Genomic DNA, 16,346 nt, shown 5'->3' on the forward strand with positions numbered 1-16,346 from the left:
TTGCGCCCATGAAGATCGCACCAGCCCCTTCAATCCTTGATCAGCCCTCGCAGCACTGCCCGCGCTTCTTCAGTACGCAAGCACTCGATGAACAGTCGGCTTTCCCGCGCCACCGTGGCTTCAAGCTCCGCCCGCTGGCTGTCCTTGAGCAGCCGCTTGCTGATACGCAGTGCCGCCTGCGGGTAGCCTTGCATCTGCCGCGCCAGCGTGCGGGCAGCGTCCAGGCATTGTTCGCCGTTTTCATGCAGCTCATTGGCCAGCCCCCAGGCCAGCATCTGTTCGCCATCCAGCAATGCATTGGTCAGCAGCAAGCGTGCCGCCCGGGCCTGGCCAAGCACACGCGGCAGCAGCAGGCTGGAACCAAACTCCGGGCACACACCCAGCGGTGCGAAAGGCATGCGCAGCTTGGTCGAGCGGCTGACCAGCACCTGGTCGCAGTGCAGCAACAGGGTGGCCCCGATGCCGATCGCCGCACCACTGACCGCTGCGATCAGCGGCTTGTCCAGGCCCATGACCACCCGCATCAGGCGGAACACCGGGCTGTCCAGGTCGCTGGGCGGGTTGTCGAGGAAGTCGCGAAGGTCGTTGCCAGCGCTGAAGCAGTGCGGCCCACCGGTGATGATGATGGCATCGACAGCGGGGTCTTCACCTGCCGCCAGCAACAGGTCGCCCAGCAGCTGGTACATGGCAGTGTTCAGGGCATTGAGCTTGTCGGGGCGGTTGAAGGCCAGGGTCAGCAGGCCTTGGTCCAGCTCGCGTGTGATCAGGTCGTTCATGGCAGCCGCTTTTGTTGTTGTGAGGGGGCCCTGCCGGGCAGTGGCGCTTAGGGTTTATCACGCAGTCCGGCTTGTTGTACAGTCGTTCAGTCCAGCCCCTAACCAGAGACCCACCGATGACTCAGGAAGCCCGCTACCACCGCATGCTGCCGGAATTGCGCAAAGCCAACCTGGTCGAGGCAACCCTGGTGTGCCTCAAACGCCATGGTTTCCAGGGGGCTTCGATCCGCAAGATCTCGGCCGAGGCCGGGGTCTCGGTCGGGCTGATCAGCCACCATTACGCGGGCAAGGACGAACTGGTTGCAGAGGCTTACATGGCCGTCACCGGTAGGGTGATGGGCCTGTTGCGTGAGGCCATGGCCCAGGCCGCGCCCAATGCCCGCGAGCGGCTGTCCGCGTTCTTTCGTGCCTCGTTCTGCGCCGAGCTGCTCGACCCGCAATTGCTCGATGCCTGGCTGGCCTTCTGGGGCGCGGTGAAGACCGCCGACGCGATCAACCAGGTGCACGACCACTCCTATGGCGAGTACCGCAACGAGCTTGGCCAGCTACTGGCCAGACTGGCCGAAGAGGAGGGCTGGCAGGGCTTCGATGCCGACCTGGCGGCCATCAGCCTGAGCGCCTTGCTCGACGGCCTGTGGCTGGAGTCGGGCCTGAACCCCGGCACCTTCAGCCCCGAGCAGGGCGTGATCATCTGCGAGGCCTGGGTCGACGGCCTGCAGGCCGGTGGCCGGAGGCGCTTCAGCCTGCCCGAGGGCTGTTGATCGCCTGTTCAGTAACGAGTACGCTGCTGTCGCGAGTGTGTAGAACAACACCAATAAAAAAGAGACAACACGCAATGACGCCTCGGGTATTGATCGTCGATGACGATCCGCTTATTCGTGACTTGCTGCAGGCTTACCTGTCCCAGGAAGGCTACGACGTACACTGCGCCGACACTGCCGAAGGGGCCGAAGCCCTGCTTGCCAGCCAGGATGTCGACCTCGTGCTGCTGGACATCCGACTGCCCGGCAAGGATGGCCTCACCCTGACCCGCGAACTGCGGGTGCGCTCGGAGGTTGGCATCATCCTCGTCACCGGGCGCAATGACGACATCGACCGCATCGTTGGCCTGGAATGCGGGGCAGATGACTACGTGATCAAACCGCTCAACCCCCGCGAGCTGGTGTCCCGGGCGAAAAACCTGATCCGCCGCGTGCGCCATGCCCGCGAGGCGCACCCCACCTCGGCCTGTGCGCAATCACTGAAGCAGTTCGCCGACTGGGCACTGGACACCGACCGCCGGCGCCTGATCGACGCCCGTGGCGGGCAAACCCTGCTGACCCACGGCGAGTTCCAGTTGCTCAGCGTGTTCCTGCGCAACAGTGGCCACACTCTCAGCCGCGACCAACTGATGGACCAGATTCGCAACCGCGAGTGGGTGCCCAACGACCGCTCCATCGACGTGCTGGTCGGCCGCCTGCGGCGCAAGCTGCATGACGACCCGGCCGAACCGCAGTTGATCATCACCATTCACGGCACCGGCTACCTGTTCACCGCCAGCGTGGCAGCATGATTCCTCGCGCCTGGCGATTGGCGCTGGCCTTGACGTTGCCCACCCTGCACGCCAGTGCCAGTGAACCGGTGCGTTACTGTGACTACCCGGTGTACCCACCCATTTCCTGGAGCGATGGCCACCAGGTGCGTGGCCTGGCCCCGACCGTGGTGCGCGAACTGTTCGCGCGCATGGGCTACGAGGTGCAAACCGTGGTGCTGGGCAACTGGAAGCGCTGCCTGATGGACGCCGCCGCCGGGCGGGTGGACGTGGTGCTGGCCTACAACAGTGACCAGCGTGACCAGCGCATGCGTTTTTCCACAGAGCCGGTGGTGCGCGAGGAAGTGGCCGTGTTCTACAACCGCAAGCGGCCGGTGCAGTTCCAGCAGCTGGAGGACCTGGCGGGTTACCGCGGCGGCCTGCTGTACGGTGAAAGCTATGGCGCCGAGTTCGATCGCTTCGTCGCCCGGCATCAGAACATCGAGCGGGTGTCTTCCAGCCAGCAGAACTTCGGCAAGCTGATTCGCGGGCGCATCGACTATGTGATTCAGGAGCGGCGCACCGGGCTGCTGTTCATCGAACACCTGCCCGGGGCGCAGGATATTCGCGCATTGCCCACGGCACTGAGCGTGGACTACCTGCGGGTGGCGGTATCGCGACAGTCACCCTTGAGCCAGCGCATGGCTGAAATTGATGCGCAGTTGCAGCGGATGAACCAGGCGGGTGAGATCGCGCGTTGGCTGGAGCAAAGTGAGGTCACTTACCGCGACATGATCAACCTGCCGGCGGATGCACGATGATCCACCTGCGCACCGATGGCCTGCTGCGTCGCCTGCTGCTGTTCATCCTGCTGTTCAGCTTGTGCTTCACGGTGCTGGCCAGCGGCGTGCAGTTGTACTTCGAGTACCGTCGCGAAATGCGGGATATAGAGGCACGCATGGCGTTGATCCGTGCCGGCTACCTGGCCAGCCTGGAACGCAGCCTGTGGGACCTCGACGAGGCGCAGCTGGATGTTCAGTTGCGCGGCCTGGTGGACTTTTCCGATGTGGCGCGGGTGCGTCTGCTCAGTGATGATTTCCCGCTGTTGCGCGGTGAGCCCGACCCCCAAGGGCCGCTGCGCATCGAGCGCTTTCCCCTCGACTACCAGCCGCCCTCAGGGCCGGTAAGGCATCTGGGGGAGCTGGAAGTCAGCATCGACCTTGGCGCGGTACACCGGCGGCTTTACGCCACGGGCCTTGCCAGCCTGCTATGGATGGGCGTGTTTCTGTGCGGCCTGGCAGTGGCGTTGTCAGGGCTGTTCTACCGTCTGGTCACCCGCCACCTGCAAGTGATGGCCGAGTTCGCCCGACGCATTGGCGCCGGCCAGTGGCAGGAGCCCTTGCGCCTTGGCCGCCGCCGCTCATCGCGCCCCGACGAAATCGACACTGTGGCCAACGCCCTGGACGATATGCGCCGCGCCATCCTCAGCGATATCGAGCGCCGTGAGCGTGACCGCCTGGAACTGCAGGACAAACGCGACGAATTGCAGGCCATGGTCGAGCGGCGTACGGCCAGCCTGGCTCGGGCCAAGGACGAGGCCGAGGCTGCCAACCTGGCCAAGTCGCGCTTCTTGGCGACCATGAGCCATGAACTGCGCACGCCGCTCAACGGTATTCTGGGCATGGCCGAACTGCTGCGCGGCGGGCGCCTGGAGGTCGCCGACCGCCAGCGTGTCGAGGCCTTGTACAAGGCCGGCGAAGGGCTGTTGGCGATTCTCAACGAAGTGCTGTATTTCGCCCGGCTCGAAGAAGGCGAGAGCCGCGCCGAACGGGTGGTGTTTTCCTTGCGTCAGTTGTGCCAGGAAGTGCTGGCGTTGCTCGAACCCATGGCCATGGAGAATGCCGACACCCTGCAACTGCAGGTCGATGAGCAACTGGCCGCGTACCAGTACGGCGCAGAGCAGTACCTGCGACAGGTGCTGAGCAATCTGCTGGCCAATGCCATCAAGTTCACTGAGCACGGCCAGGTACAGCTTACAGTGCAGGTGCTTGCCGGTAACGAATGCTCGCAGCGCTTGCGGCTGTCGGTCTGTGACAACGGTATCGGCATCGAGCCCGCCGTTCAGGCGAAGATCTTCGACCGTTTCGTCCAGGCCAGCGAAGCGGTGACCCAGCGCTATGGCGGCACTGGCCTGGGCCTGGCGATCTGCAAGCACCTGGTGGAGAAACTGGGCGGTAGCATCGGCCTTGAGAGCGTTCAAGGGCAGGGCAGCAGCTTTTGGTTCGAACTCGACATGGCTCGCGGGCAGCCTGTCTCGGCGGGTTTACCAGCCCCTTCGCCCTTGCCCAGCCTGGATATCCTGGTGGTCGAAGACGTTGCGCTGAACCGTGAGGTTGCCGGTGGCCTGCTGATGCGCGACGGTCACCGGGTAAGCTTTGCCGAAGACGCCGGGCAAGCCCTGCAGGCATGCGCGCAGCGGCGCTTCGACCTGGTTCTGCTGGACGTGCACTTGCCGGGCATGAGCGGGGTGGCGTTGTGCCGACAGTTGCGTACCTCGCCTGGGCCGAACCGCCACAGTCGGATCCTGGCGCTGACGGCCGGTGTGCAACCGGGCCAGGTAGCGGGTTATCTGGACGCTGGCATGCAGGGCGTACTGGCCAAGCCTTTGCGGCTGGACAACCTGCGCAGGGCGTTGGCTGACGTAGCGCCCGCTGAAGTGGCCAGCGCTGGCGCAGACATGGACTGGTCATTGCTCGACACCCACCGTTCACTGCTGGGGGAGCAGAAGTTGCAAGGCCTGCTGAAGGTCCTGCGCCAGTCACTGCAGCAGCACGCCACGGCGCTGGCCGAGGCGCTGCCAGCCCAGGACTTCACCGAAGTGCTGCACCTGGCCCACCGCCTTGCTGGCAGTTGCGATTCCCTGGGGTTTAGCGGGCTGGCTACGGTGTTGCGTGGTCTGGAGGAGGCGGCCCGGCAGCATGACCTACAGGCCATGCAAGCCCTCGGCAAGCCGCTGACCACCCAGCTAGGTCAGGCCAGTGCCACGCTGGAACAGTTGATCCAGAGGTGACGTACAAAAAACTTACGACTTTTTACATCTTCGATCCGTTCGTACAACGGCGCCTTACATCCGTTTCCAATAATCCATGGCAACCGTGTTGCACGCGGTCCATGAGGCTTATTGGAGACAAGAATAATGACATGCCGTAGCGCTCATCCCCTCATTCGAACCCTCCCACGCACCGGCCGCAAAGGCGAGGTGTGCCATGACTGACAGCGTTGAAAAGATCCAGCTCACCCGCGCCCTGAAAAGCCGACACATCTTCATGCTGTCGCTGGGTGGGGTTATTGGCACCGGCCTGTTCATGGGCTCGGGCGTAACCATCAATCAGGGGGGGCCGGTGGGCGCGATCCTGGCTTACCTGGTCGCGGGCTTGCTGATGTACCTGGTGATGGTCTGCCTGGGTGAGCTGTCGGTGCAGATGCCGGTGTCCGGTTCGTTCCAGGCCCACGCCACCAAGTACATTGGCCCGGCCACCGGCTTCATGATCGGCTGGGTGTACTGGATGAGCTGGGCCACCACCGTAGGCCTGGAGTTCACCGCTGCCGGCATGTTGATGACCCGCTGGTTCCCGGAGGTGCCGATCTGGTACTGGTCGGCACTGTTCGTGGTGGTGCTGTTCGGCCTCAACGCCCTGGCCACGCGTGCCTTTGGCGAGGCCGAGTACTGGTTCTCGGGCATCAAGGTGGCAACTATCCTCGGCTTCATCGTCATTGGCCTGCTGGTGATCTTCGGTGCCATCCCCCTGAGCAGCGGAGCACCCGCACCGATGCTGAACAACCTGGTGGGCGAGTCGCTGTTCCCCCACGGCCTGTCGGCAGTGTTCGCGGTGATGATGACTGTGGTCTACGCCTTCCAGGGCTGCGAAATCATGGGGGTGGCGGCTGGCGAGACCGAGCACCCGGAAAAAAGCATCCCGCGGGCGGTGCGCAATGTGGTGTTCCGCGTGCTGATCTTCTATGTGCTGGCGATTGCCGTGCTGTCGGCCATTGTGCCGCACGAGCAGGCCGGTCTGATGGAAAGCCCGTTCGTGCAGGTGTTCGACATGGTCGGCATCCCTTACGCCGCCGACTTGATGAACTTCGTCATCCTCACGGCCATCCTCTCGGTGGGTAACTCTGGGTTGTATGCCTCCACGCGCATCCTCTGGGCCATGTCCAAGACTGGCATGGCACCGAAAAGCCTGTCGCCGCTGAGCAAGCGTGGCGTGCCGCTGCGGGCGCTGAGCATCACCCTGTGCTTTGCGCTGATCTCGCTGATGACCAGCTTCGTTGCGGCTGACACGCTGTTCATGGTGCTGATGGCGGTGAGCGGTATGTCCGGCACCGTGACCTGGATCGTCATCGCCCTGGCGCAGTACCGCTTCCGCAAGGCCTGGCTGCGCGACGGCGGGCAAGTGCAGGACCTGAAGTACAAGGCGCCGCTGTACCCACTGGTGCCGCTGCTGTGCATCACCCTGTGCAGTTCGCTGTTCGTGTTCCTGGCGCTGGATGAAACCCAGCGGCCGTCACTGTACTGGGGCTTTGGCTTCATTGCCCTGTGCTATGCGGCGTACTTCTTCGTCAACCGCCGCCGGCAGGGGGCCTTCGAGCCCAGCGCACCAAGGGTTTGATGCCGTAGCTCGTCGGCGGCAGGTGTTGGTCGCTGCATTTTCAGTACCTGTGAGGTCTTGCGCCGCCTGTGCGGCGCGCGATCTCACAGGCCATAAAGCCGTCATGACGAACACCCTTGTGTAACGCCAAACACCGAGTTGTGCGAAGTTGTAACAGCCCATCCCGCCTTGTTGAACGATCGTTTAGTATCTCTCTCGTCAAGCCCTCCAAAACCATCACAACAACACCGAGGCCCCCCATGACCACCCCGTCGTCGTCACTGTTGAGCAAGGTCGAAGCCGGCGTTGCCTGGATCACCCTCAACCGCCCCGAGCAACGCAACGCGCTGGACATTCCCACCCTCAAGCAACTGCACGCCTTGCTCGACAGCCATGCCAGCGACCCCACCGTTCGCGTGGTGGTGCTGACCGGCAGCGGCCGCAGCTTCTGCGCTGGCGCCGACCTGGCCGAATGGGCAGCCGCCGAAGCGGCGGGCACCCTGGAGAGCTACGGCTGGACCGAAACTGCCCATGCCCTGATGTTGCGCCTGCACAGCCTCGACAAACCCACCATCGCCGCCATCAACGGCACCGCTGTGGGTGGTGGCATGGACCTCAGCCTGTGCTGCGACCTGCGCATCGCCGCCGCCTCGGCGCGCTTCAAGGCCGGCTACACCAGCATGGGCTACAGCCCCGATGCTGGCGCCAGCTGGCATCTGCCACGGCTGATCGGTAGCGAGCAGGCCAAGCGCCTGCTGTTCCTCGACGAGTTGTGGGGCGCCGATCGCGCCCTGGCCGCCGGGTTGGTCAGCGAAGTCTGTGCCGACGAGCAGTTGCCTGCCGTCGTCGCCGAGCTGGCCGGGCGCCTGGCCAACGGCCCGACCTTCGCCTATGCGCAAACCAAGCGGCTGATACGCGACGGTGCCCGGCGCACGCTGGCTGAACAGCTGGAAGCCGAGCGCCACGCCGGCCTGTTGTGTGGCCGCAGCCAGGATGGCGCCGAGGCCCTGCAAGCCTCGGTGGAACGTCGCGCCCCCCGTTTTACCGGCCAGTAATCCGATACCCGACCCTCATCAGGACCTTCGCAGATGAATTTCCAACTGACCCAAGAACAAGAAATGTTGGTGGAAGCGGTACGCAGCTTTGTTGCCAAAGAGCTGCTGCCCCATGAGGAAGCAGTGGACCGCGCCGACGCCGTGTCACCCGAGCTGGCAGCGCAGATCCGTGGCAAGGCCATCGCTGCCGGGTTCTATGCCTTCAACATGCCCGAGGAAGTGGGAGGGGGCGGCCTGGACTACCTGTCCCAGGCGCTGATCGAACGTGAGCTGTCCAAGGTGTCCTGGGCGCTGCATGTCTTCGTTGCGCGGCCGTCGAAAATCCTCATGGCCTGCAAGGACGAGCAGATCAACGACTACCTGTTGCCGTGTGTACAGGGCGAGAAGATCGACTGCTTCGCCCTCACCGAACCGGGCGCCGGCTCTGATGCCAACGCCATCAAGACCCGCGCCGTGCGCCAGGGCGATGACTTTGTCATCAACGGTAGCAAGCACTTCATCAGCCACGCGGGCCACGCCGATTTCGCCATTGTCTTCGCTGTCACCGACACCTACGAGCACAACGGGCGCAAGCGCAATGCGGTCACCGCCTTGCTGGTCGACCGGGGTACGCCGGGCATGACCATCCGCCGTGGTCCCAAGTGCGTGAGCAACCGTGGTTATCACACCTACGAGCTGTTCTTCGACGACTGCCGGGTGCCGGCCAGCAAGGTGCTGGGCGAAGTCGGCAAGGGCTGGGAAGTGGCCAACGCCTGGCTTACCGCCGGCCGGGTGATGGTCGCCGCCAACTGCGTGGGCCAGGCCCAGCGCGCCCTCGACCTGTCACTGCAATGGGCCGCCGACCGCAAGCAGTTCGGCCAGGCCATCGGCAGCTATCAGGGGGTGTCGTTCAAGCTGGCCGACATGGCCACGCAGATCCGCGCGGCCGAGATGCTCACCCTGCACACCGCCTGGAAGATGGACCAAGGCAACATGACCGACGGTGAGGCCGGTATGGCCAAGCTGTTTGCCAGCGAAGTGCTGGGTAAGGTCGCCGACGAAGCGGTGCAGATCTTCGGTGGCATGGGCCTGATGGATGAAGGGCCGGTTGAGCGCATCTGGCGCAACGCGCGTATCGAGCGCATCTGGGAGGGCACCTCGGAAATCCAGCGGCATATCATCGCCCGCGAACTGCTGCGCCCGCTGCTGCGCTGAGCGCCAGGAGAACACCCATGTCGCAATCGATTCGTGACAACCTCAAGCGCCTGCTGGCGCCCCGGCATCTGGCTTTTATCGGCGGGCGCAGCATGGCGCGGGCGCTCAAGCGATGCGTCGAAGGTGGCTTTGCCGGTGAGCTGTGGCTGGTCAACCCGCAGCATGAAAGCCTCGAAGGCATCCCCTGCGTGGCACGGGTGGCCGACTTGCCCTACGCCCCGGACGCAGTGTTCATCGCCACCAACCGTGAGCTGACCCTGCAGTGTGTTGCCGAGCTGGCTGCTCGCGGGGCCGGCGGCGCCATCTGCTATGCCTCTGGCTTTGCCGAAAGCGGGGAGGAGGGCTACCAGTTGCAGCAACGCCTGCTCGACGTCGCCGGCAACATGGCCTTGCTCGGCCCCAACTGCTATGGCTTGCTCGACTATCTGCACGGTGCCGCCCTGTGGCCGGTGGCGCATGGTGGCCAGCAGGTGGAGAAGGGGGTGGCGATCCTCACGCAAAGTGGCAACTTCGCCTATAACCTGTCCATGAGCGACCGCTCCCTGCCGGTGGCCTACATGGCCTCGGTCGGCAACCAGGCGCAACTGGGTGTGGCCGAGCTGATGGATGTACTGCTCGACGACCCACGGGTAACCGCCATCGGCCTGCACCTGGAGGGCCTGAAGAACGTGCCGGGCTTCGCCCGCGCCGCGTGCAAGGCGCTGCAGCAGGGCACGCCGATCATTGCATTGAAGACGGGCGTTTCGCAGATCGGCGCTGAACTGGCGCTCAGCCACACCAGCTCGTTGTCTGGCTCCGATGCGTTGTACGACAGCCTGTTCCAGCGCCTGGGGGTGATCCGCGTCAGCGGCCCGGTGAGCTTTGTCGAAACGCTCAAGGCCGCAGCTTGCGGACGCTTGCCGGCAGATGGCGAGCTGGTTGCGCTGGCCTGCTCAGGCGGCGATGCCGGGCTGATTGCCGACTATGCCGAACGCAACCAGTTGCAACTGCCGAAGCTCGAGCAAGGGCAGGTGGCGGCACTGGCGGAGGTGTTGCCGCGCTATGCCAACCTGGTCAACCCACTGGACTTCACCACTGCCATCTGGGGCGATGAGGCCGCCCTGCAACGCATGCTCGACAGCACCCTGAGCGGCGCCGCGGGCGCGGCGATGCTGGTGCTGGACTACCCGGCGGCGTTCACTGGCGAGCGCAAGGAATGCGACCTGCTGCTGGGGTTGTACTGCGATGCCGTTGAACGCCACGGCAAGATCGGCTTCGTCACTTCGGCTTTCCCGGAACTGTTGCCTGCCAGTGCGCGTGAGCGCCTGCATGCACGGGGCATCGCTGCCCTGCAGGGCGTGGAAGACGGACTGGCGGCCTGGGGCCGTATCGTCGCTTACCAAAGGAGCCGCCAGCGGTTGCTGGACCAGGGCGAGGCTGCGCGGGTACCGCTGTGCCCCCAGGCCCTCACGGGCGAAAGCCTACTGTTGGACGAATGGCAATCCAAGCAGGCCCTGCGCGCCTTCGGCCTGCCCGTGCCTGCGGGCGTGCTGAGTACACCCGAATGCGCCGTGGCAGACGCCGCCCGCGTGGGTTACCCGCTGGTACTGAAGGCTGTCAGCGCGCAGCTGCCGCACAAGACCGAAGCTGGCGCCGTGGCGTTGAACCTGCGCGATGCCCGCGCCCTGGAAGCTGCACTGGTGCAGATGCGCCAGCGCATCGCTGCCTACGCCCCGCACGTCGCGTTCGACCAGGTGCTTCTCGAGCCCATGGCCGAGCCGCCCTTGGCCGAGCTCATAGTGGGCATCAAGCGTGAACACGACTTTGCCCTGGCCCTGGTGATCGGTGCCGGCGGCGTGCTGGTCGAACTGCTCAAGGACAGTGTCAGCCTGTTGCTGCCCACTACCGACAGCGCCATCCGAGCTGCGCTGCTGAGCCTGCGCAGTGCCAGCCTGCTGCAAGGCTTCCGTGGCCGTCCGGCCGCCAACCTCGATGCCTTGGTCTCGGCCATCCGCGCGGTGGCCGATTACGCCTGCGAAAACGCCGGGCAGTTGCTGGAGCTGGATGTGAACCCATTGATGGTCGGTGCCAATGGCACCACCGCGGTCGACGCGCTGATCCGCCTCGGCCAGGCGCAAGGAGAACGACATGAATGACCTTACCCTGACTGCCGGCCAGGCGCTGGTGCGGTTGTTGGCCAACTACGGCGTGGAGACCGTGTTCGGCATCCCCGGGGTACACACTCTTGAGCTGTACCGTGGTCTGCCGGGCAGCGGCATTCGCCATGTGTTGACCCGCCACGAGCAGGGCGCCGGTTTCATGGCCGATGGCTATGCGCGGGTCAGTGGCAAGCCGGGGGTGTGCTTCGTCATTACCGGCCCCGGCGTGACCAACGTCGCCACCCCCATCGGCCAAGCCTATGCCGACTCGGTGCCGATGCTGGTGATTTCCAGCGTCAACCACACCGCCAGCCTGGGCAAGGGCTGGGGCTGCCTGCATGAAACCCAGGACCAGCGCTCGATGACTGCGCCCATCACTGCGTTTTCTGCGGTGGCCCTGCGGGGCGACGACTTGCCCGAGCTGATCGCGCGTGCCTGGGCAGTGTTCGATAGCGAACGACCGCGCCCGGTGCATATTTCGGTGCCCCTGGACGTGCTGGCGGCATCGGTCAGCCGGGACTGGAGCGATGAGGTGGTACGCCGGCCGGGGCGTGGCCAGCCGTGCCGCGAAACCCTCGAACAGGCTGCCCTGAAGCTCGCCGCCGCCAAGCGGCCAATGATCATTGCCGGTGGGGGCGCGTTGCACGCGGCTGAACAGTTGCAGCAACTCAGTGCACGGCTGGCGGCGCCTCTGTTCACCAGCGTGGCCGGCAAGGGCTTGCTGCCGCCAGACGCGCCACTCAATGCCGGCGCCAGCCTGTGCGTCGAACCCGGCTGGCAGTTGATCAGCCAGGCTGATGTGGTGCTTGCCGTAGGCACCGAAATGGCCGACACCGACTTCTGGCGCGAGCGCCTGCCGATCCGCGGCGAGCTGCTGCGCGTCGACATCGACCCGCGCAAGTTCAACGATTTCTACCCCTGTGCCATTGCCCTGCAGGGCGATGCCCGGCAAACCGTGGACGGTTTGCTCGAACACCTGCCCGCACTTCAGCGTGACCCGGCTCAGTCCAGTGAGGCGGTGGCCAACCTGCGCCAGGCCATCCGCAGTGGGCATGCCCCGTTGCAGGCCACGCACCAGGCCATTCTGGACCGTATCGCCGCCGTACTGCCCGACGATGCCTTCATCAGTAGCGACATGACCCAGCTGGCCTATACCGGCAACTACGCCTTCGCCAGCCGGGCACCACGTAGCTGGCTACACCCCACCGGCTACGGCACCCTCGGCTACGGCCTGCCGGCCGGCATTGGTGGCATGTTCGCCAGCGACCACCGCCCCGGCCTGGTACTGGTGGGTGATGGCGGCTTCCTGTACACCGCGCAGGAACTGGCCACTGCCGTCGAGGAGCTGCACCGGCCGCTGGTGGTACTGCTTTGGAACAATGACGCCCTCGGCCAGATCCGCGACGATATGCTCGGCCTGGATATCGAGCCGGTCGGCGTGCTACCGCGCAACCCGGATTTCATCGGCCTGGCCCGCGCCTTCGGTTGCACAACGCACCAGCCACGCGACCTGGACGCGTTGCAGGCCGACCTGGCCAGCGGCTTCGCCACACCCGGCGTGACGTTCATCGAACTCAAACACACCTGCGTCTGTTAAGGCGCGCACAACGACAAGAACACGAGTAACCACCATGCCCTTTCGCCGTACCCTTCTGGCTGCATCCCTGGTACTTCTGATCACCGGCCAGGCCCCCCTGTATGCGGCACCCCCGTTGTCGATGGACAACGGCACCAACGCCCTGACCGTGCAAAACAGCAACGCCTGGGTCGAGGTCAGTGCCAGCGCCCTGCAACACAACATCCGCACCCTGCAGGCTGAATTGGCTGGCAAGTCCAGGCTGTGCGCCGTGCTCAAGGCCGATGCCTATGGCCATGGTATCGGTCTGGTGATGCCGTCGATCATCGCCCAGGGCGTGCCCTGCGTAGCGGTGGCCAGCAACGAGGAGGCCCGGGTGGTCCGCGCCAGCGGCTTCACCGGGCAACTGGTGCGGGTCCGTGCGGCCAGCCTGAGCGAGCTGGAAGATGCCTTGCAGTACGACATGGAAGAGCTGGTGGGCAGCGCTGAGTTCGCCCGCCAGGCTGATGCCATCGCCGCGCGCCATGGCAAGACCCTGCGCATCCATCTGGCCTTCAACTCCAGCGGCATGAGCCGTAACGGGGTGGAGATGGCTACCTGGTCCGGCCGCGGTGAAGCGCTGCAGATCACCGACCAGAAGCACCTCGAACTGGTTGCGCTTATGACCCACTTCGCCGTGGAAGACAAGGACGATGTACGCAGGGGCCTGGCGGCATTCAACGAGCAGACCGACTGGTTGATCAAGCACGCCAGGCTAGACCGCAACAAGCTCACCCTGCACGCTGCCAACTCGTTCGCTACGCTGGAAGTGCCGGAAGCGCGCCTGGACATGGTACGAACGGGGGGCGCGTTGTTCGGCGACACCGTGCCGGGGCGTACCGAGTACAAACGTGCAATGCAGTTCAAATCGCGCGTGGCGGCGGTGCACAGCTATCCGGCCGGCAACACCGTGGGCTATGACCGCACCTTCACCCTGGCCCGTGATTCGCGCCTGGCCAACATTACGGTCGGGTACTCCGACGGCTACCGCCGGGTATTCACCAACAAGGGCCATGTGCTGATCAACGGCCACCGTGTGCCGGTCGTGGGCAAGGTGTCGATGAACACGTTGATGGTCGATGTCACGGACTTCCCTGATGTGAAGGGGGGTAACGAAGTGGTGCTGTTCGGCAAGCAGGCCGGGGGCGAAATCACCCAGGCCGAGATGGAAGAAATCAACGGCGCGTTGCTCGCCGATTTGTACACCGTATGGGGCAGTTCCAACCCGAAGATGCTCGTCGACTGAAATTGCCATTGAAAGGAGATTGCCATGCGCTACGCCAAGCTCACCCAACGCATCGCCGGCGACGGGGCCGCGGCCTGGGACATCCACTACCGCGCCCTGGCGCTGCAGGCCGAGGGTAAGGACATCCTGCTGCTGTCGGTGGGTGACCCGGACTTCGACACGCCCGCGCCTATCGTCGAGGCGGCCATCGACAGCCTGCGCGCTGGCCATACCCATTACGCCGATGTACGCGGCAAGCTGGCGCTGCGCCAGGCCATCGCCAACCGTCACCGGCAACGCAGCGGCCAGGCGGTGAGCGCCGACCAGGTGACGGTGCTGGCGGGTGCCCAGTGCGCGTTGTTCTGCGTGGCCCAGTGCATACTCGACCCAGGCGACGAGGTGATCGTTGCCGAACCGATGTATGTCACTTACGAGGCCGTGTTCGGTGCCTGCGGCGCCAAGGTGGTGCCGGTACCGGTCAAGCCCGAGAATGGCTTTCGCGTGTGCCCGCGTGACGTCGCCGAGTGCATTACCCCGCGCACCCGCGCCCTGGCCCTGAACAGCCCGCACAACCCTTCAGGGGCGAGCCTGCCGCGTGCCACCTGGGAAGCGCTGGCCGAACTGTGCGTTGCCCATGATCTGTGGCTGATCTCTGACGAGGTCTACAGCGAGCTGCTGTATGAAGGCGAGCATGTCAGCCCCGGCAGCCTGCCGGGTATGGCCGAGCGCACCGCAACGCTGAACAGCCTGTCGAAATCGCATGCCATGACCGGCTGGCGCATGGGGTGGGTGGTTGGTTCGACAGCGCTGGCCACGCATCTGGAAAACCTCGCCCTGTGCATGCTCTACGGTTTGCCGGACTTCATCCAGGATGCCGCCATGGTGGCGCTGGAGCACCCGTTGCCCGAACTGGACGCCATGCGCGAAGCCTACCGCCAGCGGCGCGACCTGGTGTGCGAGCAGTTGGCCGGCTGCCCGGGCCTGAAGGCGTTGAAGCCTGATGGTGGCATGTTCGTGATGGTCGACATCCGTGAAACCGGCGTTAGCGCCCAGGCCTTCGCCGACTACCTGTTGGACAGCCAGGGCGTGTCGGTGCTCGCCGGCGAGGCATTCGGCCCTAGCGCTGCCGGGCATATTCGCCTGGGCCTGGTGCTGAGCAACGAGGCGCTGGTCGATGCCTGCCAGCGCATTGCCCGCTGCGCCGGCGAACTGATGCACGGGCAGAATGATGCGTGAGCACACTGTCCAGCGTACGCGCCGCCTGGGTCTGGAGGAAGGCGCGTGCTGCTGAACCACTGCGGCAAGATAACCTGTTTTGTGTGAGGAGAATGCTTGTGAATGTACTGATCGTCCATGCTCACCCCGAGCCGCAATCGTTCACGGCTGCCCTGCGTGATCAGGCGGTGGAAACCTTTGGCGCCCAAGGCCATCAGGTGCAGGTCAGCGACTTGTACGCGATGGGCTGGAACCCGGTGGCCAGTGCCGATGACTTTACCCAGCGCGAGAACCCCGAGTACCTCGTGTATGCGCTGGAGCAGCGTCAGGGCGTCAAGCGCGGTGCCCTTGCCGCAGACATCCAGCAGGAGCTGGACAAACTGTTGTGGGCCGATTTGCTGGTGTTGAACTTCCCGATTTTCTGGTTCTCGGCACCGGCCATGCTCAAGGGCTGGATCGACCGGGTGCTGGTGTCGGGGGTGTGCTATGGCGGCAAGCGCTTCTACGACCAGGGCGGGTTGGCCGGCAAGAGGGCGCTGGTGACCGTGACCCTGGGCGGGCGCGAGCACATGTTTGGCGACGGCGCGATTCACGGGCCGCTGGAAGACATGCTGCGGCCGATTCTGCGTGGCACGCTGGCCTATGTCGGGTTCGAGGTGCTGCCGCCGTTCGTGGCGTGGCATGTGCCGTACATCAGTGCTGATGCGCGGCAGGACTTTCTGCAGCAATACCGGCAGCGTCTGGAGCAGCTCTCGGACGACCAACCTCTGGTGTTCCCGCGCCTGGCACAGTTCGATGAAGCGTTGTACCCCCTCAGCTGACACCCCACGCTGCTCTCAAGGCTGGCGGTAAGCCTGCAGAAGGTTGCCCAGCCTTTGGAGCCCTCGCTAAGTCAACGCATTAGCGGTTGTTCCCTGAGAGCAGCACTAAATACGGCTACCCACACATTCGGGGTATGTCACCCTT

Annotated in this window: 13 protein-coding genes; 12 read left to right on the forward strand and 1 reads right to left on the reverse strand. The window is 64.7% G+C overall.

All coding sequences use genetic code 11. The features are described from left to right. Nucleotides 1-29: 29 nt before the first annotated feature. The gene (locus AC3B5Q_RS10725; protein WP_325950732.1) at nucleotides 30-776 is read right to left on the reverse strand and encodes an enoyl-CoA hydratase-related protein; all 747 of its coding nucleotides are present in this window, start codon (nucleotides 774-776) and stop codon (nucleotides 30-32) included. A gap of 116 nt (nucleotides 777-892) precedes the next feature. On the opposite strand from AC3B5Q_RS10725, the gene AC3B5Q_RS10730 reads away from it, so the two are divergent. From AC3B5Q_RS10730 to AC3B5Q_RS10785, 12 genes are all read left to right on the forward strand, one after another. After that, entirely contained in the window at nucleotides 893-1,537 is a 645-nt protein-coding gene (locus AC3B5Q_RS10730) for a TetR family transcriptional regulator C-terminal domain-containing protein (RefSeq protein ID WP_014756232.1), read from the forward strand. Nucleotides 1,538-1,611: 74 nt separating this feature from the next. Then, nucleotides 1,612-2,328, forward strand: coding sequence for a response regulator (locus AC3B5Q_RS10735; RefSeq protein WP_103444245.1), 717 nt, complete (start codon nucleotides 1,612-1,614; stop codon nucleotides 2,326-2,328). Then, nucleotides 2,325-3,107, forward strand: a complete 783-nt coding sequence (locus AC3B5Q_RS10740) for a substrate-binding periplasmic protein (RefSeq protein WP_279934839.1) — start codon at nucleotides 2,325-2,327, stop codon at nucleotides 3,105-3,107. Before AC3B5Q_RS10735 ends, AC3B5Q_RS10740 begins: the two co-directional genes overlap by 4 nt. Beyond that, on the forward strand, nucleotides 3,104-5,356 hold the full coding sequence (locus AC3B5Q_RS10745; protein WP_021782067.1) for a hybrid sensor histidine kinase/response regulator: 2,253 nt from the start codon (nucleotides 3,104-3,106) through the stop codon (nucleotides 5,354-5,356). The genes AC3B5Q_RS10740 and AC3B5Q_RS10745 overlap by 4 nt, the downstream gene beginning before the upstream one ends. A gap of 196 nt (nucleotides 5,357-5,552) precedes the next feature. Then, nucleotides 5,553-6,959, forward strand: a complete 1,407-nt coding sequence (locus AC3B5Q_RS10750) for an amino acid permease (protein ID WP_021782066.1) — start codon at nucleotides 5,553-5,555, stop codon at nucleotides 6,957-6,959. A 239-nt stretch (nucleotides 6,960-7,198) separates the two neighbouring features. Further along, nucleotides 7,199-7,993 carry an enoyl-CoA hydratase/isomerase family protein gene (locus tag AC3B5Q_RS10755; RefSeq protein WP_021782065.1) on the forward strand — a complete coding sequence of 265 codons (795 nt, stop codon included), beginning with the start codon at nucleotides 7,199-7,201 and terminating at the stop codon, nucleotides 7,991-7,993. 33 nt (nucleotides 7,994-8,026) lie between these two features. Beyond that, the gene (locus AC3B5Q_RS10760) at nucleotides 8,027-9,187 is read left to right on the forward strand and encodes an acyl-CoA dehydrogenase family protein (RefSeq protein WP_021782064.1); all 1,161 of its coding nucleotides are present in this window, start codon (nucleotides 8,027-8,029) and stop codon (nucleotides 9,185-9,187) included. A 17-nt stretch (nucleotides 9,188-9,204) separates the two neighbouring features. Continuing rightward, entirely contained in the window at nucleotides 9,205-11,322 is a 2,118-nt protein-coding gene (locus tag AC3B5Q_RS10765; protein ID WP_103469782.1) for an acetate--CoA ligase family protein, read from the forward strand. Continuing rightward, on the forward strand, nucleotides 11,315-12,922 hold the full coding sequence (locus tag AC3B5Q_RS10770; protein ID WP_274119174.1) for a 5-guanidino-2-oxopentanoate decarboxylase: 1,608 nt from the start codon (nucleotides 11,315-11,317) through the stop codon (nucleotides 12,920-12,922). The genes AC3B5Q_RS10765 and AC3B5Q_RS10770 overlap by 8 nt, the downstream gene beginning before the upstream one ends. Before the next feature lie 34 nt (nucleotides 12,923-12,956). Then, a complete protein-coding gene (alr, locus tag AC3B5Q_RS10775; RefSeq protein ID WP_021782061.1) occupies nucleotides 12,957-14,186 on the forward strand; it encodes an alanine racemase in 1,230 nt (409 codons plus the stop codon). A 24-nt stretch (nucleotides 14,187-14,210) separates the two neighbouring features. Further along, nucleotides 14,211-15,401, forward strand: a complete 1,191-nt coding sequence (locus tag AC3B5Q_RS10780; protein WP_021782060.1) for a pyridoxal phosphate-dependent aminotransferase — start codon at nucleotides 14,211-14,213, stop codon at nucleotides 15,399-15,401. A 98-nt stretch (nucleotides 15,402-15,499) separates the two neighbouring features. Beyond that, nucleotides 15,500-16,201 carry an NAD(P)H-dependent oxidoreductase gene (locus AC3B5Q_RS10785; protein ID WP_392524146.1) on the forward strand — a complete coding sequence of 234 codons (702 nt, stop codon included), beginning with the start codon at nucleotides 15,500-15,502 and terminating at the stop codon, nucleotides 16,199-16,201. Nucleotides 16,202-16,346: the final 145 nt, after the last annotated feature.

It is taken from the genome of Pseudomonas sp. D5(2026) (assembly GCF_057766845.1).